Origin of the sequence: Mycobacterium sp. 141, from assembly GCF_000382405.1 — a bacterium.
In the GTDB taxonomy this organism is placed as follows: domain Bacteria; phylum Actinomycetota; class Actinomycetes; order Mycobacteriales; family Mycobacteriaceae; genus Mycobacterium.
In genome coordinates this window covers 33,238-58,669 of sequence record NZ_KB908273.1, presented here as the reverse complement: position 1 = coordinate 58,669, position 25,432 = coordinate 33,238, and the positions used below count along the sequence as shown (strand labels likewise).

Here is a 25,432-nt window from a genome sequence, read left to right as displayed (position 1 = left end):
TCAGATGAACACCACCCCCACCGCCGAGGCACCCGCCACCATGCGGGCCAGCGTGCTGACCGGCGTAGGCACACTGCACATCGAAGACCGACCCGTGCCGTCACCTGCGCCGCGTGAGGTACTGGTCGAGGTGGCTGCTGTCGGTGTGTGCGGCTCTGACGTGCATTACTACCGGCACGGCCGCATCGGAGATTTCGTCGTCGAGGAACCGATGATCCTCGGGCATGAACTGTCCGGGCGGATCGTCGTCGTGGGCGATGGCGTCGACCCCGACCGGGTCGGTCAGCGGGTCGCCGTCGAGCCGCAGCACCCATGCCGGCGCTGCAAGCAGTGCCTGGCTGGTCGGTACAACCTGTGCCCGGAGATGAAGTTCTATGCCACCCCGCCCGTCGACGGTGCGTTCTGCCGCTATGTCACCATCGACGACGACATGGCGCACGCTGTACCGGATTCCGTGTCCGACGAGGCCGCGGCGCTGCTTGAGCCGCTTTCGGTCGCCATCTCCACGATGCGCAAGGCGCACGTGGTTCCTGGTTCGTCGGTCCTGATCGCCGGGGCTGGGCCGATCGGCGTGATCTGCGCGCAGACCGCGCGCGCGTTCGGTGCGGCCCGCATTGTGGTTACCGATCCGGTGGCTGCACGGCGTGAGCGGGCGCTGCAGTTCGGCGCCACCGAGGTGCTCGATCCGACGGCGGTCGATGTCACCGCGATCGATCCTGTCGACGCGTTTGTCGACGCCAGCGGTGCACCGGTGGCCGTCGTGAGCGGCATCAAGGCCGTGGGCCCAGCCGGTCACGTCGTGCTGGTCGGCATGGGCGCTGACGAGTACACGCTGCCCGTCAGCCACATCCAGAACCTGGAGATCAACGTCACCGGCGTGTTCCGCTACACCGACAGCTGGCCCGCCGCAATACATCTGGCGGCCAGCGGTGCCGTCGACCTCGATGCCATGGTCACCGGTCGCTACGACCTCGAACACGTCGGCGAGGCCCTCGACAGTGACAGCGATGCCGCCAGCCTCAAGTCCATCGTCCGCCCGCGGTGAGTGACCCGCCGCGCCGCCGAGGTGCACCGGTGGCAAGTTGGTCCCGAATGTCTACCTGGGAGCCAGCTTTCGTTGGGCGAGGGCCAACACCTCCTCGGTGGTCGGCGGGCTCGCGGGATGATGCGACAGGGACCACGGCGTCTTGATCTTGTGGAAGGCTTCGCCTTCCGCCGCGACATAGAAAGTGCCGGCCCGCAGCCTGCTGATATCGGGCACCTCGCCACCCTTGACCCGGGCGAACTCGACGGCGGTCGCGATCTGGGCCGGTGAGTTGAGGAAGCCGTAGACCTGCGTGGCGGCGTTGCTGGGAATCCCGGTGTTGATGCCCTTGGGCATCTGGGTGGCGTAGAGCAGCCCCAGTCCGTACTTGCGGGCCTGTGACGACAGGGCCAGTGTGCTGCGAAGGCTGACGGTAGAGCGTCCCGAGGGGGCGAAGTTCTGCGCCTCGTCCATCACCAGTAGGCCGCCAAGTGGGCGGTCCCCGGCGGGATGGCGCTTGATCCACGAGAACAGGGCCATCTGTAGCTGATTGACGAATGCCTGCTTCTGTTGGTCGCTGATGAGGCCGATCATGCTGATCACCGACACCCGCGCCCGATAACCGTCCGACGGGGTCAACAACACTCCAGGGTCGGCGGATTCACCCGCGCCGCCGAACATGTTGTCGTTGATCATCGCGACGCGCAGGTTTGTCGCCAACTCCGCGGCCCGTTCCCGGGCGCCGGTCAGCGTGCTGGCTTCGTCGGGGAGGTCGGCCAGCACCCCGATGAACTCTTTCAAATCGGTGCCGGAGCGGCGTCCGTACCACTGCAGGGCCTCCTTGAGCACTGCTTGAGCGTGGGCGATCTTCGACTTGCTCCCGGTGATCAGCGCCCTGGGTTCCAGGGCGGCGACAGCGGATTCGACCGCTTCGTTGAACTCGTCGGGGGCGTCGACGACGCTGCCGAAATCGGGCAGCGGCTGAAAAGCCAACGGACGCCCGCTCATCCGGTTCGGTGTCCACACCACCACCTCGGTGTTGTCGAGATAGTCGTGGGCCCGCGGAGTGTCCTGCGGGTTCCAGCCCGGCGGGGTTTCCGGCCACGGCAGCCCAAGTCGGGACAGGTCGTTGTTCACGTCGAGGACGATCGACGACACGCCGCGCAGCGCGCATTCCTCCACGATGCGCCGCAGCAGCACCGTTTTGCCCGACCCGGAACCCGCGAAGATGGCGACATGCTTGCGCAGTGCGACAAGGTCGACAGTACGCGTGACCCCGCCGATGTTGTCGACACCGAGCGGGATGGCGGTGGGAGCGATGAGTGCGTCGAAAACCGGTGCGGGCGTAGGCTCGTCGACCGCCGCGTATTCGCGCGACTCGGGTACCGGTGGTGGCGTGTCGCCGGCCTCGTCGCCGAGCGCCTCCCGCAACAACGCGACGCCGTGCGCGGGCTTGCGGGACGCAAGCCAGGCGGGCAGATGTGGGGGATTCTCATCGATCAGGTCGCGCAGTGCGACCATGGTGCGCACGTCGTCGTCGGACATGCGCAGGGTGCGCCCGCCCGCCGCCTCGAGTTCGGCGATCATCTCCACCATCTTCTTGCCGCTCGGCCACGCCGTATTGCGCAGGAAAAACAGCTGGCGACGCTTCGCGTCGGTACCGAATCCTGTTGCACTCCAAGCATTTCGAATCCGACTCTGAGCTGCGACGGCGTTTGGAGCTGCGATCGCGCGAAACGCCCAGTGTCGTTCATCGTCGGTGGTGGAGTCCAGACTCTGCCGCAGTCTGGCGTGCAGCACGGCCTTGGCGCCGGGCCTGGGGTCGATCCGGAACTCTTGCTCGCCGCCGTCGCGTTCGACGATCCAGGCGGTCAGCGCTGCTCCGAGCAGGTCGGGCACCGTGGTGTCTTCGCCTTCCGGGTCGAAGGCAGCGATGGTGACCGCGCGCCGGCGGTAATCGGCGAACCGTGCGTCCAGCGCCGCGGTTTCGTCGTCGGTCAGCACGGGCTCCGGTGGCGCTTCGTCATGCGATGGCACCTGCGCGTCGGCGGCCAGGGCGCGTAGCTCCTCGACGGTCCCACCGGCCAGGCACGCCCGGATGTGCGTATCGGCCCGTTTGAGCAATTGCCGCGGAGTGTAGGCCGGGGCGTCGGCGAAGGCCTCGGGCAGAATCGGCCAGCTCGGGTAGGGCGGGGCGAACCCGACCGTGGCGTAGTCGGAGGCGAACCGCCGTTCCAGGATGGCCCGACCGACCTCCGGGGTGGGCAGGCCTTGCAGCGGCGAGGTTTCCCTGAACCGGTCCTGCACCGTCGAGGTGGCGTGGCGGCGAATGCTCTCCCAGGCGGTCGGCAGGCAGGCCACGACGCCCACCGTGCGGCGCATCGTCTGCCTGATCGACATCAACCCGTGGGCGACGTGCTCGATGTCGCGGTTGTCGGTGCGTTCGCTTGCCGATTCCGTGCGTTCAGTGGATTGCGCCAGCAAGGTGTCGATCTGGTCGACCGCCAGTACCGAGGGACCCGCCAGTGCCACCACCCTGGAGATGTCGCGCACGACTTCCTGCGGGGTGCCCGCCGGAGCCGGTAGCCCCCACGTGGCTCGCTCACCGGCAGGGCTGTCGGTGCCGTTGAGATAGGCGTCGCCGATGTCCTGGAGGCCGAAGTCGTTCGAGCCGGACAGCACCAGGGCACGGACCATGTGCCGGCACTGCCTCATGGTTTCCCGGTCCACCTTGCTCAACGCGGTGATGAACCCGTCGAGCGTTTCGGGTGACAGGTCGTCTTCACCGGCGATCGCGCGGCGGTCTGCCCGTGACACGTGCGCCAGCGACGCCAGCGCCCACAGCAGGTCCTTGAGCTGAGTTTCGCGGGCGCCGGGGCGTCCGAGGCTCTCCAGCATGCCTGCTCGGGCCGACTGCCAGAAGCTGGTGGCATCGAGCAGTTCGACGATGAAGAAGAAGCCGCCGCCGGTTTGCACCCGTTCCCGCACCTGACCGAGCATGTGCGTCTTACCCGAGCCGGCCGGACCGCGCAGTGCCACCCCGAGCGGGCTGACGTCGGGGTGGCGGACGGCGTCGGTGAATGCCGCCATCACCTCGCCGAGCGGGCCCTCGTTCAAGCCGGGCACGTGCAGCGCGCCCTGGGGCCGCCATAGGTCGTCGGTGGTCGGTGCCCAGGTCAGACGCAGCGCACCGAGCGCTTCGCGGTATACCGGATCCATCACTGCTCGATCGCGATGAGGTGCTTGTCCTGATCACCGATCGCCACCGCGGCCGATCTGTCATCGCCGGTGAGCACCTTCTGGTTCTCCTCGGGGATCAGGTGGACGCCGGGCAGGCGGTACATGCGCTGCAGTGCGGAGTCGAGCTCCGTCGGGGCGAGCTGCGGGATCTCGGCGCGTAGGCGCACCAGCGCAACCCACCCCCCGGGTCGCGGTGCAAGGCGGGCGTACGCTTCGCGCACCAACTGCTCGGCATCGGCGACCGGTGACGACGCGGGGGCATCTTGCGGTCCGGTGGCCGGCGGTGCGGCGAAGACTTCCGACAGGGGCACGTCGGACCCCGAGAGGTAACGGGCCAGGCCGCGCAGCACGGTGTAGAGCGCCTTACCCTGGCCGGAGGACAGCGGCGGAGTGTCACTGCCGATGATGCGGCGACAGGTGGCCCAGCCGTCGTCGGTCAATTCGTGCACCCAGCTCCGGCCAGGCCGGCTGGATTCCACCAGGCCCTTCTCGTTGAGCTTCACCCTGTTGTCCTTGTCCAGCCTGGGGCCCAGCTTTTCGAGTTCAGGGTTGGGCACCGCGCGGCATTCGGCCATGAGCACCAGCAGCACCGCCTGCTGGGCCCCGGTCAGCTCATCCGGATTGGTCGTCACTGCGTATCCCCTTCAGCTCGTCTGACCGCCAGCATCCGTTCGATCATGCCAACCACCCGTGACACATCCGCGGCTACCTCGTCGTTGGTGAATCGCAACACCATGAAGCCGTCCAGTACCAAGGTGTTGTCGCGCCACCGGTCGTCGGCGTACTTCAGTGCGCCACGATGGTCCGGCCCGTCGATCTCGACGACGCACCGTGCCTGTGGCCACAGTAGGTCGACGCGGATGGGCCGAACCAGCGAATGCGGCTGATAGACCTGGTTCCAGGTGCGTTCGGCCGCCCAGCCGCACCGCGCCAAGGCCTTTTCGAGGGCCTGCTCGGCGGCGCTGGCGGGGTGCGGGAGCCCGAGCAACGGCGGAAACTCGACGCGGTCGTCGGTATCGGCGGCCACTGCGCGGCACCCGCCGGGCAGCGTGACGGTGGGGAAGCGGTCCACCGATGCCATGGCGCCGGTGAGAAGCCACACTCCAAAGCCCCCGTGAGTGGCAAGCCACTTCAGTGCTGTCGCACAGGACGCCTCATCGACGTCCTCGTCGGCCGACGAAGACGTCGATGACGCGTCGATCAGTACGGCGAGATCGTCCCTGCCATATGCGGCGCCCAGTGCGCGTCGCAGTCCCCGCGCCTGCAGTTCCGGGTCGTGGCGCTCGTGCCTGGGCCGGCCCAGCAGCGCAGCCTCGGCCAGGTCGGCGAGGAATGGACCGAAATGTTCGCTGGTGGCGGCGTGCCTGCGCGCCAACGCGCGGACCACCCGACGGTCCAGGTCGCTGGTGTGCAACATGTCAGCATCGGGAAGCCAGGCCGGAAATAGCTGGCACGCAACCGTTTCCAGCTGGTCGAGGAGACTGTCGACGACGACGCGGGCAGCGCCGGGGCGCAGCCGGCAGTGGATCACCACCGGCGCTGCGGCCGGGAGGGGATCGAGCGCAACCGCGAGTTCCTCTGCGGTTGGCCCGGCCAATCGCACGACTTGACCACGAGGTATCGAGGCCCAGGGAATCGGGGCGGCAGGCCTCACGCAGTCGGAGCGTTGAGCGGCCGCTGTGGATCAGCCAGGTGTTGTGGGTCGACCTGGGCTCCCGACCGGATCAAGGTCTTGATGTCGTCGAGCACATCCCACACGTTCACGTTCATGCCGGCCAGGACGCGGTTGTCGGTGGAGAGCCAGAAGGCGACGAACTCGAGCTTGGCCACGTTCCCGCGGAACGCCACCTGCTCATACTCGGGGGCGTATCCGACGTACTCCATACCGAGGTTGTACTGGTCAGTGAAGAAGTACGGCAGTTCGGCGTATTCGGTGGGTTTGCCGAGCATGCCGGCCACGGCGGTGGCAGGTTGCTTGAGTGCGTTGGCCCAATGTTCGGTGCGGATCCGTGCGTCGAACACCGGGTTTTGAGCGGTGGCGATGTCGCCGACGGCGTAGATGTCAGGATCGCTGCTGCGCAGGGTCGCATCGACCTGCACGCCGCCGTCGGTGATGGTCAGGCCTGCTTCTTCGGCCAGCGTGATGTTGGGCGCCGCACCGACCGCGACCAGCACCGCGTCGGCTGCCACGGTCGACCCGTCGCCCAGTTTCAGGCCGGTCGCGCGGCCGCCGGCGACCGTGATCTCCTGCACCGTCTCACTCAGCCGCAGGTCGACGCCGTGGTCACGGTGCAGCTGGGCGAACACCTCGCCGACCTCGGCACCGAGCGAGCCCAGCAGCGGCAGCTGCGCGGATTCGACGACGGTGACGTTCACGCCGCGTTCGCGGGCGCCCGCGGCGACCTCGAGGCCGATCCATCCCGCGCCGATGATCGCGAGCGAAGCCCCCTCGGTCAGCGTGTCGCGCAGTGCCGCGGCGTCGTCGATGGTGCGCAGGTAGCGCACACCGGCCGCGTCGCTGCCGGGGATCGGTGGGCGCCGCGCGGCCGACCCGGTGGCGAGCAGGAGCTTGTCGTAGCCCACGGTGCTGTCGTCGGGCAGGGTGACGGTGTGGTCGCCGGGGTTGACGGCGGTCACCGTCGTGCCCACCCGTAGGTCGATGTGGTGGTCGCGGTACCAGTCGGCGGGGTCGACGGTGAAATCTGCGAGGGCCTTTTTGCCGGCCAGATATTCCTTGGACAGCGGTGGGCGTTCGTAGGGTAGCCGATCCTCGGCGGCGAAAAGTATGACTTTCCCGCCAAAGTCGTTGTCCCGCAGTGCTTCAGCGGCTTTGGCGCCGGCCAAGCCACCGCCGACGATCACGAAAGTGGATGACTGGGACGTGGATTGGGTCATGCCAACTCAGCGTACTCGCGGCGAGAACAACCGTTTGGTGTTCGGGCATTGCGCACTGGGTGACCCTGCCGATCCGGATCATCCCTTCACGTTAAGGGATGTCCGTGTACTGCGGAGTGAATGTTTCGCCGGAGAAGGTGAATCCTTTGCCGGTCAATTCGCGCACGCACGATATACCGGAGGATTCCTGCACATTGCACCGAAATCCCGCTACCGCAAGCACTTTGCCGAAGGGCAGTGTCTTTGCGTTGTCCACGGAGAACTCGGGTTCGGTCAGCGCGATGAATCCGGCGTCGTGGTCGCGGTCGACGGCGATCGCGTTGGGCGCGGTGGTGCCGCCGCTACCGTCGGGCACCGAGGTCGGTGCGCCGGTGACGGCGATGGTCGACAACCCGCTCGCGGACTGGCAGCCCGCCTTGTCTCGGGGCAGGATTGCGCATCGCCAGCGTCCGCTCGGGGTGCGGAAGTAGTACCCGGTGCGACCGTCCACCTCGGTGGCGTAGCCGGAGCCGTCGACCAGGTTCGCGGTGCTGTACTGCGGCACGGCTGTCGACGTGGGCGTAGGGATCTGCGGGGGTGCGTCACCGGTGTTGACCACCGTGCCGGAGGAACATCCGACCAATGCAGCAGCTGCCGCGGTCAGGACTGCGCAACGCCTCACGACGCGCAACCATAGCCCGCGGACTGAAGGTTTCTCACGCCGTCGCGCGCATGTCGCGGCGAACGATAGCAGCGGCCAAGCGGCCGGCCGGCTCATTGCCCGTCGGTCAGCTCAGCACGCAGGCCGCTATCCAGCGATACCCGGATCAATGCCGCGGCGAGTTTCGCAGTGTCGTGCGGCACCAGTCGACCCAGCTCCTCGGGCGTGTCGGGCAGTCCGAGGTCGGCAGCGGCCGAGCGGGCCCGGTCGTCGAAGTACGGCCGGACCCACGGCCAGGTGTCTTGAACCTCTCGCAGGAAGATGTCGGCGCCGGTGCCTCCGATTCCTTTGAACCGCATCAGCAATCGCTTGGCCTCGGTGGTGTCTCGCCCGCTGTGCTCGGCAAGGCGACGCAGATCGCCGCCGTAGTCGTCACACACCGCCGCCGCGATCGCCGACATGCGCGTCGCGGAGCTTTCGTCGTAGCGCGCGTAGTGCGCCCGGCCGAAGGCATCGATCATCGTCTGCCGGTCGCAGTCGAGAACGGCCTGCGGCGTACGCAGCCCGCAGCGGAAGAGCTCGCGGGCCGCCTGCGTCGCGATCCCGGCGTCGATCGGTTTACTCGCGAGCATGCACATCGTGAGCAACTCGAACAGTGGCATCGGCTTGTCCCGCAGGTGAATCCCGGCTTGTTCGGCGTATGTCGTCCCGGCAGCGTCCAGCAGGCGCCGGACCAGATCGTCGTTGGCCATACTGGTCGCGTACCCGCCGGTGCGCTTCGGAAACCGGGTATTACTCGGGCATTACGCCGCAGCCGCCGCGAACTGCTCGGCCGGCTCGAGCGCCTGCGCGATGATGTCGGCCACGTCGGTCATCGGCTTGACCTCCACTGCCTCGAGCACCTCGGCGGGCACATCGTCGAGATCGGGCTCGTTACGTTGCGGGATGAAGACCGTCTTCAACCCAGCCCGTTGTGCCGCAAGCAGTTTCTGCTTGACACCCCCGATGGGCAGCACGCGGCCGTTCAGCGTGACCTCACCGGTCATGCCGACGTCGCCGCGGACCTGCCGTCCGGTTGCCATCGACACCAGAGCCGTCACCATCGTGACACCCGCCGACGGGCCGTCCTTGGGCACCGCCCCCGCGGGCACGTGGACGTGAATCCGACGGTCGAGCGCCTTGGGATCGACACCGAGTTCCGAAGCGTGGGCGCGCACGTAGGACAGTGCGATCTGCGCCGACTCCTTCATCACGTCACCCAGTTGACCGGTCAGGATCAAACCGGACTCACCAGCTCCACCTGATCCGCCGGCGTTCACCTCGATGTAGAGCACGTCGCCACCCAGACCCGTGACGGCCAGACCCGTCGCCACCCCCGGCACCGCGGTGCGCTCGGTGGATTCCGGCGTGAACCGCGGACGTCCCAGGTACTCGACGAGATCCGGCTCGTCAACCACGATCGGAGCCTCAGTCGAGTTGAGCTTGGTCGCGACTTTGCGCAGCGCCTTGGCCAGCAGCCGCTCGAACTGCCGCACACCGGGCTCTCGGGTGTAGTCCGCAGCGATCTTGCGCAAAGCTGCGTCCGTGACCGTGACTTCGTCGGCCGTCAGGGCCGCCCGCTCAGCCTGCCGGGGCAACAGATAGTCCCGCGCGATCGCGACCTTGTCGTCCTCGGTGTAGCCGTCGAGCTGGATCAGTTCCATCCGGTCCAGCAGCGCTGACGGGATGTTTTCGATGACGTTGGCGGTCGCCAGAAAGACGACGTCGGACAGGTCGAGATTCAGCTCCAGGTAGTGGTCGCGGAACGTGTGGTTCTGCGCGGGGTCAAGCACCTCCAGCAGCGCGGCCGACGGGTCGCCGCGGTAGTCGGAGCCCACCTTGTCGATCTCGTCCAGCAGCACAACAGGATTCATCGAACCCGCCTCGCCGATGGCCCGCACGATGCGGCCCGGCAGCGCGCCGACATAGGTGCGCCGGTGGCCGCGGATCTCGGCTTCGTCGCGCACGCCACCCAAGGCGACGCGCACGAACTTCCGGCCCAATGCACGTGCGACGGACTCACCCAGGGACGTCTTGCCGACGCCCGGAGGACCGGCCAGCACCATCACGGCACCGGACCCGCGTCCGCCGACGACGGCCATGCCGCGCTGGGTACGACGCGCTCGCACGGCCAGGTATTCGACGATGCGGTCCTTGACGTCGCCCAGCCCGTGGTGGTCGGCATCGAGAATCTCGCGGGCCCCCTTGAGGTCCGTCGAATCCTCGGTCTTGACGTTCCACGGCAGCTCCAGCACGGTGTCCAGCCAGGTGCGAATCCAGCTGCCCTCCGGGCTCTGCTCGCTGGACCGTTCCAGCTTGCCGACCTCGCGCAGCGCGGCTTCGTGCACCTTCTCCGGTAGCTCGGCTGCTTCGACGCGCGCCCGGTAGTCGTCAACGGAACCGGCGCCGTGTTCATCCGATTCGCCCAGCTCCTTGCGAATGGCGGCCAGCTGCTGGCGTAGCAGGAATTCCTTCTGCTGCTTGTCCATCCCGGCCCGAACATCCTCGGCGATCTTGTCGTTGACCTCGACCTCGGCAAGGTGTTCGCCGGTCCAGTCGATCAGCACACGCAGCCGTTCGGCCACATCGGCGGTCTCCACCAGCTGACGCTTCTGGACGTCGGTCAGGTACGACGCGTAGCCGGCGGTGTCCGCGAGGGCGGATGGGTCGGTGATCTTGTTGACCACGTCGACAATTTGCCACGCCTCGCGACGCTGCAGCATGGCCAGCAACAGCTTCTTGTATTCGGCGGCCAGCGCCTTGGTCTCGTCGGTGACCTCGGGCTCAGGCGCCTCATCCACCTCGACCCACAGCGTGGTACCGGGTCCGGTGGTGCCGGGCCCGATGTGAGCGCGCCGCTCGCCACGGACGACGGCGCCGGCACCGCCACCGGGCATGCGGCCAACCTGCACGATCGCCGCGACCACGCCATGGGTGGGGTAGCGGTCATCCAGACGCGGCGCGATCAGCAGTTTGCCGGGCTCTCCGGTCGGAGCAGCAGCCTGTGCTGCTTCGATAGCCGCGCGCGCAGCGTCGTCGAGCTCGATCGGCACCACCATGCCAGGCAGCAGGATCGGTTCTTCGACGAACAACACCGGCACAGAAATTGGGTCGGACATCAAACCTCCAAAGTTCAGTCTGATGCACTCAACTCTGTCGGGCGCTGGTTTGTTCCCGAAAGGTGAACCCAGCTGGCCTTGGACCGCATGGCCACCACGACCACCGGGATCGGCCGCGGTATCAACGGGGTTGAAGCGCAACGTGACCCATGATGATCACCCCTGACACCGGTGACCTTGTGCTCTTCTGGAGTGCTGTCGGCAAGAGGACGATGACGGCAATATCACCCTGACATCGAGGAGCGCATGATGCTCGATTGCAATTTGGATCAAGAGAACTCGATCGTCCTCGTGCGTCCTGACACGGCGCTCGACAAGAACGATTTCATCGAATTGGCCCGGATGGTCGATCCACAGATCGAGGTCCATGGCGATCTGGCCGGCCTGATCATCGATGCGCCTCGCTTTCCCGGGTGGGACAGTCTGGGCGCGATGGTGACCCATATCCGTTTTGTACGTGACCATCACAAGCACGTGAAGAAGATTGCGGTTGTCACCGATTCGCACCTCGGTGATCTCGCCGAGCATCTGGCCGCACATTTCATCTCCGCCGAGATCCGACAGTTTCCCAGCGGTCATCTCGAACAAGCCCGAGCGTGGATCATCGGCGGCTCGTCTGGAGTTTGATATCGGGAATCATCCGAATCTGCCACTTGTCCCGGCGGCCGGGCCGGGATGGTGGACGTGATGGAAGCGCGGTTCGATGCACAGGAACGTCGTGCTTTGTGCGATCTCTTCGATGCGTTGGGTCCGGATGCGCCTACGCTGATCGAGGGCTGGAGCGCCGACGACCTCGCCGCCCACCTGGTGCTTCGGGAGCGTGATCTCATCGCCGGACCATGCCTCGTCCTGCCCGGGCCGTTTCACCGGTTTGCCGAACGGCGCAGGCAGCGGTTGACCCGCGAGCGGGAATTCGGATGGCTTGTCGATCGGGTGCGGTCGGGACCGCCTGGGATCTTCCGCCTCAGCTGGGTGCGTTCCCTGGCCAACCTGAACGAGTTCTTCGTCCACCATGAAGACCTGCGCAGAGCCAATGGGCTCGGTCCGCGCGACACTCTCGCCCCGGAGCTGCAGGCCGCTTTGTGGCGAAATGCCTGCCGAAGCAGCCGGTACCTGAGCCGACGGTTACGTGGGTTCGGATTGCAGCTCGTGTGGCCGACTACTGACTGTCGGATGGCGGTGCGAACCGCCGAGTCCACCGCGCGGCTCAGCGGTCGGCCGGGGGAGCTTTTGTTGTACCTGTTCGGACGCCGGGATGCGGCGGAGGTCGAAGTGACCGGTCCGCCCGAGGCCGTCGCGGCGGTCCGCCGGACGCGCTTCGGGATGTGACCCGGGCCCGGCACATGGACAGGGAGCCTGCCGTCGGGGGTAACGGCAGGCTCCCTGGGTGGGTGGATCTGTTCTAGGTCGCGGACTGAGCGCCCAATACCCGCTGAATGTCTGGCTTCATCTCCTGCAGCTGCTGTCCCCAGTAGCCCCAGCTGTGTGTGCCGTTCGGCGGGAAGTTGAACACTCCGTTGTGGCCGCCTGCCGCGATGTAGTTGTCGCGGAATGTGACGTTGGTGCGCAGGGTCAGCCCTTCGAGGAACTGTGCGGCCATCAGGTTCGCGCCGTTGTTCCCGGAATCGAGGTCCGACGGGGTGCCGGTGCCGCAATAGATCCAGATGCGCGTGTTGTTGGCGACCAGTTGGTTGATGTTGACCATCGGGTCGTTGCGCTTCCAGGCCGGATCGGTGGCCGGGCCCCACATGCTTTCGGCGTTGTAACCGCCCGCGTCGTTCATCGCCAGGCCGATCAGCATCGGCCACCAGCCCTCGGACGGGTTCAGGAAGCCCGACAGCGTTCCCGCGTAGATGAACTGTTCCGGGTGGTAAATCGCGTAGGTCAGTGCCGCACTGCCGGCCATCGAGATACCGACGACGGCGTTACCGGTCTGCGACACACCACGATTGGCGGCCAGCCAGGCCGGTAGCTCGTTGGTCAGGAACGTTTCCCACTTGTAGGTGTAGTCCTGCCCGTTACCCTTCGACGGCTGGTACCAATCGGTGTAGAAGCTGGACTGCCCACCGACCGGCATGATCGTGGACAGGCCGGACTCGTAGTACCACTCGAACGCCGCGGTATTGATGTCCCAGCCGTTGAAGTCGTCCTGGGCCCGCAGACCGTCGAGCAGATACACGGCGTGCGGTCCGCCGCCTTGGAATTGCACACGGATGTTGCGGTTCATCGACGGAGAGAACACATCGAGGTACTCCACAGGCAGCCCTGGCCGTGAGAAGGCTCCTGCGGTCGCCGACCCCCCGGCGATACCGACCAATCCGGGCAGCGTCAGCAGCGCGATGACACCAACCATCAATCGGCGCAACGCGATCCATGCTGTCGTGCCACGCATGTCTCTGAGGAACTTCATAACGGCGACCAACCCACCTTTCTTCGCATGCCACAAGCAATTGCCGTCGCTTTTGCGAGCAAAGTGAATCACGGGCCACACCAGTCACACGCGTAACAACACCGTGCCCGCGCATCGCGGTTGGCTAACGATTGGAACTCAGCACCGAGACCGTCAGCGCCCGCCTGCGGCAAGTACATGCTTGACGCGGGCCCGGCGTTCCTCGATTACGCGGTCGATGTCGTGCAACAGCCGGTGGTTGCGCAGCACCAGTTCCTCCAAGAAGTCCCGCTCGATCTGAAGGACCGTTACTTCCCCGACCGCATGGGCCGACGCCAGCACAGCCTCCCGGGTCAGTGTGGTCTGTCCGAAGAAATCTCCTTGGCGCAGGACCCGCACCGGAATCAGGGCGCCCTCGTCGCCGATCGCCGTCACCTGGATCTGTCCTTGCACGATGAAACTCATTTGCTCGGGCACCTCGCCGATGGTCTCGACGGCTTCGTCCGCGCCGAATCGCGTCAGACTGGCATGACCGAGAACGTCTTGCTGTTCGGTGTGGTTGAGCCGGAAGGTCGGTGCGACCAGCCGCACTGCCTTGGCCATCCGCTCCGGAGTGGCGAAGTCGTCGTCGACATCGTCCAGGTGGAGTCCCCCACGCCGCGCCGCATACCAGATCCAGCGCAGGAAGGTGGCCCGGGCGGCGGTATCTTCGGCAGGGCCGCCTAGCGGGATGGTGGTCCTGTACTGGTTCCCGCCGAGCGGCACGGCCCGGGGCACCGCACCGCCGCGGCCCTGCGGCAACTGCAGGGCCGTATGCGTGAGCAGCTCGCACACCCGGTCGGGCGGATCCGATGCGCGGAATACGCTGACGATGCTCAGTGAGTGGGACAGTTCAGGCCGGCTCAGATTGGTGAACGACGCCCCGGCCAGCACCGAGTTGGGCGTGATCTGCATCCCGCTGCCGGTATCGATGTGCGTTGCCCGCCAGTTGACTTCGACGACCCGGCCGCGGGCCGACGGGGTGTCGAGCCAATCGCCGAGCTGGAACGGCTGCTCGAACAGCAAGAGCAGACCGGAGATGATCTGGCCCACGGAATTCTGCAGCGCCAGGCCGAGCACGATCGAGGTGACGCCCAGCGCGGTGAACAAACCACCGACATTGGCCCCCCAGATGTAGGCGAAGATCATGCCGATGCCGATCGCGATCAGGGCGAACCGCGCGACGTCGAGGAAGATCGATGGAATTCGCTTGCGCCAGCTGCCGTCCGGAGCGCCCTGGAACAAGGTGGCGTTGAGCCCGGAGAGCAGCAGAACCATCACCACGAAACCGAACACCGTGGCGACGATCCGCACTGTGGTGGTCTCGCCTGAGATGTTGCCGCCCTTCACCATCAGGATCAGCAGAGCGCCCAGCGGCAGAATGTAGTTGCGCACCAGTCCGACCGGCCGGGCCAGATAGCTGTCGCGGCGGGTCAGCGTGTTGTGCAGCTCGGTCAATACCACCAGCCCGACGGGCAGCCCGATTGCGACGCCCAGTGCCCAGTAGAACCAATCGGTCTCAAGCACGCTTCTCATTGCTGACGCTCCGCGAGCCGCCAGATGGGTTCCTCGGTGTCGGCGACGGTGATCGATCCGGCCGCGGTGTACTGCCGGACATCCTGGGTGGCGTCGTGCACACGGCCGGACACATAGATTCCGGGTTGGGGTGAACCACTCCTGACCTGGTAGGCCAGGTCCACGGCAGCGCCCCACATGTCGTAGGCCAGGCTGGAGCGGCCGATCAGGCCGCTGCTGACGGTACCGGTGTCGATGCCGGCCCGGAGCTTGAGGTCGCAGCCGGATTCGGCGCAGAACCGGTCCACGATGCGCTGCATCTCCACCGCGAAATCCACTGTGCGGCGGACATTGTCGAGCCTGGGGACAGTCAGTCCGCAGCTGGCCAGGTATCCGTTGTGCAGGGTGCGCACCTGCTCGACGCCGAGGTTGTCCGCGGCGGCGTCGAATTGCCTCACGAGCTTGTTGACGATGCTCAGCACTTCGTCCGAGCTCAGGTCGGCGGACAGCACGTCGAGACCGATGAGGTCGGCGAAGATGACCGACACATTGTGATGGTCCTGGGCGATGGTCTCCTCGCCTTCGCGATACCGCTGGACCACCGGTTCGGGCATCATCGACCGCAGTAGCCGATCGTTTTCGTTGCGCTGTTCGGTGAGCAGATCCTCCTTGATCCGCAGATTGCGGCTCATGTCGTTGAAGGCGACTGTCAGATCGCCGAATTCATCACGGGACAGCACTGGTAGCGATGCTCCGTAGTCTCCCGAGCTGATCTGCTGGGCGCCGGCCTCCAACCGCCGGATAGGCCGCACGAAGAACCGCGCGAGAACGATGGCGGCGACGCAAACCACGAGGATCATCGCCACGGTCGAGAGTACGAGGGTCCGGGTGAACGCCGTCACGGGAGCGAATGCCTCGGTGGTGTCGATCTTGGCGATCACCACCCAGTTCAGACCCGGCAGGTTCACCGGGGCGTAAGACTGTAGCGTCTCGTGGCCCAGGTAGTCGACGTCGATGAGGGTGCCGGTCTCGCCGCGCTGAGCCCGTCGAGCGGCCTCGCCGGCTATCGGTTGGACCAGGGTGGTGCCGCCCTGGCGAATCGCCGACTCCGCGACGTCGGGCGGCGTGCCGGCATCGACGACGTCCTTCTTGTACTGGTCGCGGTTCTCGACAAAGAGCCGGGAGTTCGATCGCATCCGTGCGTCCGGTCCGACCAGGAACGTCTCACCGGTCGCGCCCATGCCGGCAGGTTCCCATTTCCGGTCGGCCGTCATGACCCGGTTCACGGCGGTTATCGGAAGCTGCAGGGCCAGCACGCCTTCCACCCGACCTTCGGTTCCAACCGGCGAGACCATCCATGCGGTCGGAGCCGAGGCCGGTTGGTAGTCGCCGAAATCGGTGACGCCGACATAATCGATGGCGTTCGACGCGAGTGCCCGCTGGTACGCGTCGGTGAGCCCACCGCCGCGGTACGGACCGGTGTAGACGTTGGTGCCGAGGTCCACCCCTTTGTAGGCGCTGTACACCACGTTGCCGCGGGTATCGAGCAGCAGTGCGTCCTCGAATTTGAACCGGTCGACGATGGTGCGGAAGTAGTCGTTGAACCGTGCGCAAGCCGCAGACCAGGCGCTGCCGTCGTGGGCGTCGGAGAACTTCAGCGACGCATCCCAGTTGCCGAACGGTGCCGTGTAATTGGCTTGCAGATACCTCTGCGGATTGGACGTGGGCAGCAGCGCGGCCACATTGATGTCGTTTCCAGTCTGGGCTTTTTCCGCCTGGGCGAACTGGTTCTGGTAGTAGTCGACGATCGCTTGCTGCTGGGCCGGCGTGATCACTGCGTTGTTGAGCTGGTCGAACCCGGCCGTGAACGCCCGTACGGCGTCGGTGGCGGTGGTGCCCCGGGTGTACACCACCAGTGAATCTCGCAGATAGCTAAACTCCGCCTCCAGTTGGCGCCCTTGCGCCGAGCGAATCTCGGTCAGCCGATCGAACACCGAATCGCGTAGCGAACTCCGGCCCGACTGATATCCGATGGCTCCGACCACAGCCGCCGACAGCACGCTGGTCACCAACAGCATGGCCAGCAGCTTGGACTGAATGCTGATCCGGGACAGGATGCGATGGCGCTGGTGCCTCTGCCTGCGCGCGGGCGTCTTCGGATCCGGGGGTTCGGCTGCGGTCGTCATCGAAAGGGAACACTAGCTGTGCGCTTCGGCGGGCTCAGCGCTTTCCCGCCAAGCCTGTGCCGGTCGGGGGATATCTGTGCGACATTCGACATATGGTCACCGAAGACGACTCGGATGATCTGCGTCGCTTCACTGAGGTGCAAGAGCGCGTCTATCCGACCGTGCTCGCCGAGTTGCGGGCGGGCCGCAAGCGCAGTCACTGGATCTGGTTCACTTCCCGCAGTTACGCGGGCTCGGCCGCAGCTCGACGGCGCACCACTACGGCATCGCGTCGCGGCAGGAGGCACTGGACTATCTGAAGCACCCGACGTTGGGGCCGCGGTTGCGGGAATGTGCGCGGTTGGTGACGGCGGTTGACGGACGCACCGCCGAGCAGATCTTCGGCTGGCCAGACTGCCTCAAGGTCCGGTCCTGCATGACACTCTTCGCAGCAGTTGCCACAGACTTTGACGAACTGGCGGACTTCCGGGCCGTACTGGACAAGTTCTACGACGGACTCGGCGATCCCGTGACCCTTGAGATGCTCAGTGTGGCTCGATGATCAGCCATCCGTGCGGGCTCACCTCGGTGGTCACGATATCGGTGTGCGCCGGGGCACCCGAGCCTGCGATCACTGTCCCGGAGGACACTCCCAGCTCCGGCAGCGACACCGTCAGCGCGGCGTCGTCGACGTTGAGGGCGACGATCAGTGTTTTCTCGGCAGCGGTGCTTCGGTAGATGTACTGCGTGTTGGTCAGTTTCAGCGCGGCCGTCGTCGCGGTGTGCAGCCACGGGTGGCGCCGACGCAACCCGATCAGATAGCGGTGGAATCGCAGGGCGTCGGAATCCTCAGGGGGAGAATCGAATTCGGGACGGACCGCGTCGTCTCCGCCGCGACGCTCCTCTTTGACACCGCGGTAGGCCGACTCGTCACCCGCGTAAATGCTCGGGGTTCCGCCCGTGGTGAGCAGGATGACCAGCGCATGTTCGAGATGGTCCGGGTTGGTCAGCTGGCTGGCGATCCGGGTGACATCGTGATTGCCGACGAACGTCATCGGGACGAATGTGTCGAGAAAACCGTTGTGGCGCTGCAGCCCCCAGTCCAGCTCATGGAAGTTTCCATCGTTGAGACTGCTCCAGATGGCCTTCCAGAGTTCGTACTGGGTGACGGAATCGAAGGTGGAGGCGCTGACGGTGGCCGAGTAGTCGCCGTGGATCACCTCGCCGACGAACCACGCCTCTGCGTAATCCTGGCGCACTCTCGGCAATACCCGTGCCCAGAACCGGTCCGGCACTGCATACGCGGCGTCCAGCCGCCAGCCATCCGCACCCCGGCCCAACCAGTGCCGCAGCACCCCGGCCGTGTATTCCACCACTTCAGGGTTGGCGTGGTTGAGCGCGATCAGTTCGTCGTGTCCCTCGAAGGTGTCGAACTGCCGTTCCGCCCCGCGGCGACGGAACCACGCTGATGCCGGGTGGTCGGGCCCGCCGTCGAGCGCTTCGCGGTACCGCGCGAAGTCGGTGCCGACGTGGTTGAAGACGCCGTCGAGCAGCACGCGCAGCCCGCGCTGGTGCGCCTGCGCCACCAACTCGTCGAAATCGGCGTCGTCGCCGAGTCTCGGATCGATGCGGAAGTGATCGGTGGTGTCGTAACCGTGCGTGCGCGAGGCGAAAATCGGGCCCAGTGCGATGCCGGAGGCGCCGAGTTCGACGGCGTGGTCGAGCCATTCGACGACGCGGCGCAGGCGGTGCTCGTCGGGGGCTGGCGGTGGCTCGGCGGGAAACGCGCCGACGAAGCCCAGCGGATAGATCTGCCACCAGATGGCGTGCGCCACCCACCCGGGCTCAGCCACGAAACTTCGCCGCGTACAGATCCTTCATCTCTTCGGCTAGTTCGGGGGCCGGGCCGTCCACCTCGACACCGGGCGCCACTGTGGTGATCGGCAGCGGTGCCACCGGCGCCGGTGGGGCACCCCATTCGGTGAGCCATTCGGTCAGCTGCGCCGTGGAGCTGGCATACACGATGCGGCCCAGCCCGACCCAGGCATGCGCCGCCGAGCACATCGGGCAGTGTTCGCCGGAGGTGTACACCGTGGTGCGGGCCCGTCGTTGCGGGCTGAGGTGTCCGGCTGCCCATCGAGCGATGGCGAACTCGGGATGCTGGGTCTCGTCGCCGTCCTTGACCCGATTACGGTCGGCGAACACCGTGGTGCCGGTGTAGTCGACCAGGATCGATCCGAACGGTTGATCGCCGGCGTCGAGAGCTTCACGGGCGAGTACAACGCATTTGCGCAGGTGTTTGAGGTCAGTGTCGCTGATGGCCACGGTCGCGAGTTTACGGTGGCGGCGGTGAGTCCGGGCCACAACGACGGTCAGCCGCCTACCGACTTTTACCTCGGTGCTGCCGACGACGTGGGCTAGGAGCCGACCGGCGTCAGCGTGAATGCGGGACGGCCTCGACGCGGTCGATCGCGATGTCGGCCACGCTGCCGGTGATCGTGGTGAGCTCACCCACCAGGATGCGGGCCGCCCCGTTGTCGGTAGCGAGCGTCGATGCGAGGTCGTGGATCCGGTGCAGAGCGGCCGACAGTTCGTCGGTGTCCAGGCTCCACGGCACCGCGGGACTGGGTGGTGCCCCGCGCAACGCCTCGATGTAGTCGTCGACCGCGGCGATGAACTCGGAGTCCAGCGCGGACGATGGGTGGGTGGGCAGGCTGTTCTCCAGTGTGCTGCACGCGCTCGTCACGGCGTTCAGCGCGGTGCGGTAGGACCGCAGCCACCGGCGCAGCGCGGGGGAGTCCAGCCGCGCCGCACCCCATGCCGCCTCGAACGCCGCGCGGGCCCGAAACGCCCGCTGCCAGGCCGCCGACAGTGCTTCGGCCGGGTGGTCCACCTCGTGCACGAACGCCGTGACCACCATTGCCGCGTAATCGATCTCGGTCATCAGCAGCTCGCCGGCGCGCTGGCGCAACCGGATCAGGGCGTGGTCGGGCAGCAGCACGTGGGCCATCACCGCAAGCCCGCCTCCGATGAGCACACCGAACAACCGGTCGAGAATCCCCGGCCACTCCGAGAACCCGCCGACACCCACCGTGAACACCAGGACCGCTCCGATGGCGACGACCACCGCGAGATAGCCGTATCTGATCACGCTGTAGGCGATTCCGACGACCACCGTGGCGCAGATCGCCGAGGCCAGCGCATCGGGCTGCCAGAACACCGTCAGCGCCGACGCGGCCATGATCCCCGCGGCGAGCCCCGCTATCCGCCCGGCGCATCGCGTATAGGTATGCGCGGTCTCCGGCCGCAGCACGACCACCACCGCCAAAGCCATCCAGCAGCCGTGCCCCAGCGTGCCGTACCGGGTGGCCGCTACAGCGATCGCAGTGGTCACCGACAGCCTGATGGCGTGTCGCAGGATCGGGGACGTCCAGGTCAGGTGTGACCGGACGACCGCAGGCGCCGAGGCCAGCGACCCGATCAAGTCCGGCCGGTGCAGCTGCCCGAACCGCAGCACCGCCGCTTCTCGCAATTGCTCGGAGAAACGATGTGCGCGCGTGGCTTCCGGTCCGGTCACGGCAGCCGCGGTGGCGTCGACACGGACCAGCGCATGCTCGGCGTCGCGGCGTGCGGTGTGGCCGTGGGCGGCGATGGCATCGAGCAGCACCGCTGCCGCGGCCAGCAGCTGCGGCACACCGTCATCGCGGTCACCGCCCGCCGTCGAGCGGAACGAGGCCAGACTTGCGGCAAGCCGTTCGGGCAACCGGTAGCCGCCGTGGTACGCCCGGGGCCGCTGGCTCACCTGAGAATTGGCGAACACTTCGCGCAGCCAGGTCATCGGCGCGTCCTCGACATCGGCAGCACAGTCCGCGGCCACGCTGCGGGCATCGGCGGCCAGCGACCGGTAGGCGCGGGTCAGTCCCTCCCGTTGGGCCCGCCACCGACGCGGTGGCCGCACCGCGATGAGCGCCGCCTGCAGCAGACCGGTGGCCAGGACCAGGACGGGGGTGAGCAGGATGTCTGCCCACGTCGGTGCATTCGCCGGAGCGATCACCAGCAGTGCACTGGCGGCGGAAGCGACCAGGCCGGCGTTGGCGCCCAGCGACCACTGCATCCCGGCGGCAAAACACCACAGTCCGACCACGATGATGAACAGCGCACTGTGCGCGCCGCTCAACACCGCGAGCAGCACCACGGCGGCCAACTCGACCGATGCGGTCACCACGAGGGGCACCCGCCCGCCGGGGCTGCGCTGCAGCGCGATGGCGCCGGCGATCACCCCGGCGCCCAGGGTCCACATGGCCGCGGGGGTCGAGATGGCGTAGAGCGCCAGCCCGGTGAACACGAGGGTGCCGATCAGGCTGCGCGCCACCGCCCCCGCGTCGGGAGGGCTCAGCCGCAGCGCGTCTGCTGCCTGTCCACCGGTCTGCACCCGCCCATTCTCGCGCCTGTGCGCCCGGGTACGTCGCCAACCGCGGTCAAGTGGCGCGAATCGCCTGGGGTATGCCGCCGCGATTCAGGAAGCGCTTCCGGTCCCGTTGTCCGAAGCGGATGCCACGATCTCGCCGCAGAGCCGGGGTGAGGCCTTGCTGCGCGCCGGGCAGCCGTTGAATGGGGTCGGGCACCCGTTGGCCTGGTGGGCGGCGATGATCGCACGGATGGTGCGCCGACACCGGCCGCAGTCGATGCCCGCGCCGCAGGCATCCGCAATCTGCTTGGAGGTGGTGGCTCCGGCCGCCACGACTTCATTGACCACGTGGCTGGTGACTCCGGTACACATGCAGACGAACATCAGCTCACCGGCTCATTCCTGGCCGTCGACAGTCATGATGTGGGCCAATTTGCCGACGAACAGGCTCGGATAGGCGCCGAAGCCGGCTCGCGTCATCCATTCGGCGGCGGCATCCGGGTGGTCGATCCACTGGCGGGCGCTGATCTCGTCTTCGATCTCCTGCAGGATCATGACTTCTTGCCCGTCGTCGAGCGCCTGGTACACCCACACCTTGCGCACGCCGCTGTTCTCGAACCGGCCCAGCCCGTCGTGCACTTTGCGCATCAGCGTTGGCACGTCGTCGACCACCGAGACCGCACCGACCACCACCCTGGCCGTGTAACCGTCCGCGGTCGGCCCGGCCAGGTCGATTTTCTCCACCACCTCCCCGCCGAATATCGGCGGAATGTCTTCGACGCCGGATATGTCGAACCATTCGAAAATGGCCGGCGAACGCAATATATCGCGAATTGATCGGGCATTACGGATACCGATGGTCACCAGAACCCGGCCGGGCTCCCAAATCGACGTGTAGAGCACCACATGATGTGCTCCGATAGTCAGTAATCTCGAACGATGTTTCTTCATCCATTTCCACATCTGTTCGACATCGTCGAGCCGGAAATCGCAGGACAAAATGAGCGAGTGCAAATCGAACTCACGCATTTCTTCTCGCGATTCCTGTCCGTCGGCCGGCATGTTAGCCGAGTCTAACCTTACTTAGGACAGGCAGTCCAGCCTTCGAGGTCTGATGGGTCGACGGGTTAGGCAGGGGCGGGTATTCCACCCGAAAAATGCGCGAACGTACCCGAAATCAATGCGCTCATCGGGAGTTTCTGCAGTAGATTGGCAATGCACGGCAAACAGCAACGCTTGAACAGCCCTCAAGTGCTTAGGAGTGACGATGCAAGGGGATCCGGACGTTCTGAAATTGCTGAATGAGCAATTGACGAGCGAGCTCACAGCCATTAATCAGTACTTTCTGCATTCCAAGATGCAGGACAGCTGGGGATTCACAGAACTGGCTGGCCATACGCGCTCGGAATCATTCGAAGAAATGCAGCACGCGGAGGTGATCACTGATCGTATTCTGCTGTTGAATGGATTGCCGAACTATCAGCGGTTGTCCTCGCTGCGCATCGGGCAGACGTTGCGGGAGCAATTCGAGGCGGATCTGGCCATCGAATACGAGGTGGTCGAGCGGCTCAAGCCCGGCATCATCATGTGCCGTGAGAAGCAGGACGCCGTGACGGCCAATCTGTTCGAGAAGATTCTGGGCGACGAGGAAGGTCACATCGACTACCTGGAAACGCAGCTGGAACTCATGGACAAGCTGGGCGATGCGCTCTACGCCGCGCAGTGCGTCTCCCGGCCGCCGCAGTAGCCCTCGGCCGCCACGCTTGTCGCCGCCTCGGATGTCCGGTTCGGTACCGGAGGTCCGAGGCGGTTTACGTCTGTGTTGCGCCTCACGGTAACTTTCATAGGCAACCTAACGATATGACGTCTGGACCGACCGTCCCGTCGTCGGCGAAAGGATGTCATGACAAGCGCACCGACCACCGCGGAACCGCAGCCCAGCGGCGGTGTTCTGCTGAGCCTGCGGCGCCGCAACCTCGTCTTCGTCGCGGTGCTGCTCGGCATGCTGCTCGCCGCTTTGGACCAGACCATCGTGGCGACCGCGCTGCCAACCGTCGTCGCCGATCTCGGCGGCGCGGGCCATCAGTCCTGGGTGGTGACCAGCTATTTGTTGGCCTCCACGATCGTCACCGCCGTGGTGGGCAAGGTCGGCGACATCTTCGGCCGCAAGGCGGTGTTCCAGGCCGCGGTGGTTTTCTTCCTGGTCGGTTCGGTGCTGTGCGGTGCATCCGGCTCGATGGCCATGCTGGTGGCTTCCCGTGCACTGCAGGGCATCGGCGGCGGTGCGATCATGGTCACCGCCACCGCGCTTATCGGCGAAGTCATCCCGCTCCGTGACCGAGGCCGCTATCAGGGCATGCTCGGCGCTGTCTTCGGCGTCACCACGGTGATCGGCCCGCTGCTCGGCGGGTTCTTCACCGACCACCTGAGTTGGCGCTGGGCGTTCTGGATCAACGTCCCGGTCGGCATCGTGGTGTTCTTCGTCGCCGCGGGCACCATCCCGGCGCTGAGCCGCGCCGGCCGGCCGGTAATCGACTACCTCGGTATCGTCCTTGTCGGGCTGGGCGCCTCCGGCCTCACCCTCGCCACCAGCTGGGGTGGCGGCGAATACCCCTGGGCGTCGCCGGTCATCATCGGCCTGTTCATCGGGTCGGCGATCGCTCTGGCCGCCTTCGTCCGCGCGGAAATGCGTGCGGCCGAACCGATCCTGCCCATGCGCCTGTTCGCCAGCCCGGTGTTCGCGGTGTGTTGTGTGCTGTCGTTCATCGTCGGTTTCGCGATGCTCGGCGCGTTGACCTTCATGCCCACGTTCATGCAGTTCGTCAACGGTGTCTCGGCGACCGAATCGGGGCTGCGCACGCTGCCCATGGTGGCCGGGCTGCTCATCACCTCGACCGGCAGCGGCGCCATCGTCAGCCGCACGGGTCGCTACAAGATCTTCCCGGTCGCCGGCACCGCGGTGATGACGATCGCGTTCGTGCTGCTGTCCCGGATGGACGCGGCCACGCCGACGCTGCAGCAGTCGCTGTACCTGTTCATCCTCGGTATCGGCATCGGTATGTGCATGCAGGTGCTCATCCTGACCGTGCAGAACACCGCGAAGTTCGCCGATCTCGGTGTGGCGACGTCTGGCGTGACGTTCTTTCGGACCATCGGCAGCTCCTTCGGCGCGGCCATCTTCGGCTCGCTTTTCACCAACTTCCTGTCGGGTCGGCTTCCGGGCGCGCTGGCTGCCAGTGGTGCCCCGGCGGCGGCCGGGGCCTCGCCCAAGGCGCTGCATGAACTGCCGGCCCAGGTGGCCGCGCCCATTGTCGACGCGTACGCCGGTGCCCTGGGCAATGTGTTCCTGTGCGCGGCGCCGGTCGCGCTGCTCGGGTTTGTGGTGGCGTTGTTCCTCAAGGAGGTGCCGCTGCAGGAGATGGACGCGAGCGTGGCGGTCGATCTCGGTGAGGGATTCGGCATGCCCAGTGCCGAGTCGGCGGAGAAGGTGCTGGAGACCGCGATCAGCAGGCTGATGCGCAACTCCCACGACATCCGGCTGCGTACCGTCGCCGGCTCGCCGGGCTGCGAACTCGACGTCGCCAGATTGTGGGCGCTGCTGCAGATCTACCGGCAGAGCCAGGTGTTCGGCTCCGCTCGGCTCACCGAGATCGCCGAGAGATTACGCGTTCCCCACGAGGTCCTCGAACCGACCTTCGACACGCTGGTCGGCGACGGGTATGTCCTGCGCGCCGGAGATCAGCTTTGGTTGACGCAGCGCGGGCTGAGTCAGGTTGATGCGGTGTCGGCGGCTCTGGTGGGGCGGATCGTCGAGAAGCTGGCCACGTCACCGTCATTCGAGGGAAGACCGGACCGCGATCAGGTCGAGGCCGCGCTTGAGCGCATCGCACACCGGGTGCTGGCGCAGCGGGACTGGGGTGAGGATAGCGCCGAGTCGCTTGCGGTCAAGCACTAGAATC

The 25,432-nt window shown here is 66.3% G+C and carries 20 protein-coding genes and 1 pseudogene; 6 read left to right on the top strand and 15 right to left on the bottom strand.

Annotated elements, in window-relative coordinates; genetic code table 11:
- Positions 1-4 precede the first annotated feature (4 nt).
- On the top strand, positions 5-1,045 hold the full coding sequence (locus H276_RS0119470) for an NAD(P)-dependent alcohol dehydrogenase (RefSeq protein WP_019972960.1): 1,041 nt from the start codon (positions 5-7) through the stop codon (positions 1,043-1,045).
- Between the two features lie 51 nt (positions 1,046-1,096).
- Here the strand turns inward: H276_RS0119470 and H276_RS0119465 are convergent, their stop codons facing one another.
- The 7 genes from H276_RS0119465 to lon form a co-directional block, all read right to left on the bottom strand.
- Positions 1,097-4,243, bottom strand: coding sequence for a helicase HerA domain-containing protein (locus H276_RS0119465; RefSeq protein ID WP_026357203.1), 3,147 nt, complete (start codon positions 4,241-4,243; stop codon positions 1,097-1,099).
- Positions 4,243-4,896, bottom strand: a complete 654-nt coding sequence (locus H276_RS0119460) for a hypothetical protein (RefSeq protein ID WP_019972958.1) — start codon at positions 4,894-4,896, stop codon at positions 4,243-4,245. Before H276_RS0119460 ends, H276_RS0119465 begins: the two co-directional genes overlap by 1 nt.
- Positions 4,893-5,867, bottom strand: coding sequence for an endonuclease domain-containing protein (locus H276_RS0119455; RefSeq protein ID WP_019972957.1), 975 nt, complete (start codon positions 5,865-5,867; stop codon positions 4,893-4,895). Before H276_RS0119455 ends, H276_RS0119460 begins: the two co-directional genes overlap by 4 nt.
- A gap of 47 nt (positions 5,868-5,914) precedes the next feature.
- Positions 5,915-7,159 (bottom strand): NAD(P)/FAD-dependent oxidoreductase, encoded by a 1,245-nt coding sequence (locus H276_RS0119450; RefSeq protein ID WP_019972956.1) that lies wholly within the window; start codon positions 7,157-7,159, stop codon positions 5,915-5,917.
- 91 nt (positions 7,160-7,250) lie between these two features.
- Positions 7,251-7,820, bottom strand: coding sequence for a hypothetical protein (locus H276_RS0119445; protein ID WP_026357202.1), 570 nt, complete (start codon positions 7,818-7,820; stop codon positions 7,251-7,253).
- A gap of 92 nt (positions 7,821-7,912) precedes the next feature.
- Positions 7,913-8,551: a hypothetical protein gene (locus H276_RS0119440; protein WP_019972954.1), complete on the bottom strand. Its 639-nt coding sequence runs from the start codon at positions 8,549-8,551 to the stop codon at positions 7,913-7,915.
- 51 nt (positions 8,552-8,602) lie between these two features.
- Positions 8,603-10,957, bottom strand: coding sequence for an endopeptidase La (gene lon / locus H276_RS0119435; RefSeq protein ID WP_026357201.1), 2,355 nt, complete (start codon positions 10,955-10,957; stop codon positions 8,603-8,605).
- A 249-nt stretch (positions 10,958-11,206) separates the two neighbouring features.
- Here lon and H276_RS0119430 point away from each other — a divergent pair, with 249 nt between their 5' ends.
- Positions 11,207-11,584, top strand: a complete 378-nt coding sequence (locus H276_RS0119430) for an STAS/SEC14 domain-containing protein (protein WP_026357200.1) — start codon at positions 11,207-11,209, stop codon at positions 11,582-11,584.
- A 57-nt stretch (positions 11,585-11,641) separates the two neighbouring features.
- Entirely contained in the window at positions 11,642-12,286 is a 645-nt protein-coding gene (locus H276_RS0119425) for a TIGR03085 family metal-binding protein (protein ID WP_369758524.1), read from the top strand.
- Between the two features lie 73 nt (positions 12,287-12,359).
- Here the strand turns inward: H276_RS0119425 and H276_RS0119420 are convergent, their stop codons facing one another.
- The 3 genes from H276_RS0119420 to H276_RS0119410 form a co-directional block, all read right to left on the bottom strand.
- A complete protein-coding gene (locus tag H276_RS0119420; protein WP_369758525.1) occupies positions 12,360-13,310 on the bottom strand; it encodes an esterase family protein in 951 nt (316 codons plus the stop codon).
- 210 nt (positions 13,311-13,520) lie between these two features.
- Positions 13,521-14,921: a mechanosensitive ion channel domain-containing protein gene (locus H276_RS0119415; protein ID WP_019972949.1), complete on the bottom strand. Its 1,401-nt coding sequence runs from the start codon at positions 14,919-14,921 to the stop codon at positions 13,521-13,523.
- On the bottom strand, positions 14,918-17,086 hold the full coding sequence (locus tag H276_RS0119410; protein ID WP_019972948.1) for an adenylate/guanylate cyclase domain-containing protein: 2,169 nt from the start codon (positions 17,084-17,086) through the stop codon (positions 14,918-14,920). Before H276_RS0119410 ends, H276_RS0119415 begins: the two co-directional genes overlap by 4 nt.
- A gap of 92 nt (positions 17,087-17,178) precedes the next feature.
- On the opposite strand from H276_RS0119410, the pseudogene H276_RS23325 reads away from it, so the two are divergent.
- A pseudogene (locus H276_RS23325) lies at positions 17,179-17,627 on the top strand (DUF1810 domain-containing protein).
- Here H276_RS23325 and H276_RS0119400 read toward each other — a convergent pair.
- The 5 genes from H276_RS0119400 to H276_RS0119380 form a co-directional block, all read right to left on the bottom strand.
- Positions 17,611-18,918 (bottom strand): alpha-amylase family protein, encoded by a 1,308-nt coding sequence (locus H276_RS0119400; protein ID WP_019972947.1) that lies wholly within the window; start codon positions 18,916-18,918, stop codon positions 17,611-17,613. The pseudogene H276_RS23325 and the gene H276_RS0119400 sit on opposite strands and share 17 nt — an antisense overlap.
- Positions 18,911-19,390 (bottom strand): nucleoside deaminase, encoded by a 480-nt coding sequence (locus tag H276_RS0119395; RefSeq protein ID WP_026357197.1) that lies wholly within the window; start codon positions 19,388-19,390, stop codon positions 18,911-18,913. Before H276_RS0119395 ends, H276_RS0119400 begins: the two co-directional genes overlap by 8 nt.
- A 109-nt stretch (positions 19,391-19,499) precedes the next feature.
- Positions 19,500-21,497 carry an FUSC family protein gene (locus H276_RS0119390; protein ID WP_019972945.1) on the bottom strand — a complete coding sequence of 666 codons (1,998 nt, stop codon included), beginning with the start codon at positions 21,495-21,497 and terminating at the stop codon, positions 19,500-19,502.
- An 84-nt stretch (positions 21,498-21,581) separates the two neighbouring features.
- A complete protein-coding gene (locus tag H276_RS0119385; protein ID WP_231376720.1) occupies positions 21,582-21,845 on the bottom strand; it encodes a bacterioferritin-associated ferredoxin in 264 nt (87 codons plus the stop codon).
- Between the two features lie 24 nt (positions 21,846-21,869).
- Positions 21,870-22,502 carry a hypothetical protein gene (locus H276_RS0119380; protein ID WP_019972943.1) on the bottom strand — a complete coding sequence of 211 codons (633 nt, stop codon included), beginning with the start codon at positions 22,500-22,502 and terminating at the stop codon, positions 21,870-21,872.
- Between the two features lie 238 nt (positions 22,503-22,740).
- Here H276_RS0119380 and bfr point away from each other — a divergent pair, with 238 nt between their 5' ends.
- Both bfr and H276_RS0119370 read left to right on the top strand, forming a co-directional pair.
- Positions 22,741-23,220 carry a bacterioferritin gene (gene bfr, locus H276_RS0119375; protein WP_019972942.1) on the top strand — a complete coding sequence of 160 codons (480 nt, stop codon included), beginning with the start codon at positions 22,741-22,743 and terminating at the stop codon, positions 23,218-23,220.
- 156 nt (positions 23,221-23,376) lie between these two features.
- The gene (locus H276_RS0119370; protein ID WP_019972941.1) at positions 23,377-25,428 is read left to right on the top strand and encodes an MDR family MFS transporter; all 2,052 of its coding nucleotides are present in this window, start codon (positions 23,377-23,379) and stop codon (positions 25,426-25,428) included.
- Positions 25,429-25,432 lie beyond the last annotated feature (4 nt).

Bases quoted from the DNA above. Each gene is read 5' to 3' on its own strand.
- H276_RS0119380 (WP_019972943.1), bottom strand. From the start codon at position 22,502: ATGCGTGAGTTCGATTTGCACTCGCTCATTTTGTCCTGCGATTTCCGG.
- H276_RS0119440 (WP_019972954.1), bottom strand. From the start codon at position 8,551: ATGGCCAACGACGATCTGGTCCGGCGCCTGCTGGACGCTGCCGGGACG.
- H276_RS0119450 (WP_019972956.1), bottom strand. From the start codon at position 7,159: ATGACCCAATCCACGTCCCAGTCATCCACTTTCGTGATCGTCGGCGGT.
- H276_RS0119470 (WP_019972960.1), top strand. From the start codon at position 5: ATGAACACCACCCCCACCGCCGAGGCACCCGCCACCATGCGGGCCAGC.
- bfr (WP_019972942.1), top strand. From the start codon at position 22,741: ATGCAAGGGGATCCGGACGTTCTGAAATTGCTGAATGAGCAATTGACG.
- H276_RS0119415 (WP_019972949.1), bottom strand. From the start codon at position 14,921: ATGAGAAGCGTGCTTGAGACCGATTGGTTCTACTGGGCACTGGGCGTC.
- lon (WP_026357201.1), bottom strand. From the start codon at position 10,957: ATGTCCGACCCAATTTCTGTGCCGGTGTTGTTCGTCGAAGAACCGATC.
- H276_RS0119370 (WP_019972941.1), top strand. From the start codon at position 23,377: ATGACAAGCGCACCGACCACCGCGGAACCGCAGCCCAGCGGCGGTGTT.
- H276_RS0119385 (WP_231376720.1), bottom strand. From the start codon at position 21,845: ATGTGTACCGGAGTCACCAGCCACGTGGTCAATGAAGTCGTGGCGGCC.
- H276_RS0119465 (WP_026357203.1), bottom strand. From the start codon at position 4,243: ATGGATCCGGTATACCGCGAAGCGCTCGGTGCGCTGCGTCTGACCTGG.
- H276_RS0119420 (WP_369758525.1), bottom strand. From the start codon at position 13,310: ATGGTTGGTGTCATCGCGCTGCTGACGCTGCCCGGATTGGTCGGTATC.
- H276_RS0119430 (WP_026357200.1), top strand. From the start codon at position 11,207: ATGCTCGATTGCAATTTGGATCAAGAGAACTCGATCGTCCTCGTGCGT.
- H276_RS0119410 (WP_019972948.1), bottom strand. From the start codon at position 17,086: ATGACGACCGCAGCCGAACCCCCGGATCCGAAGACGCCCGCGCGCAGG.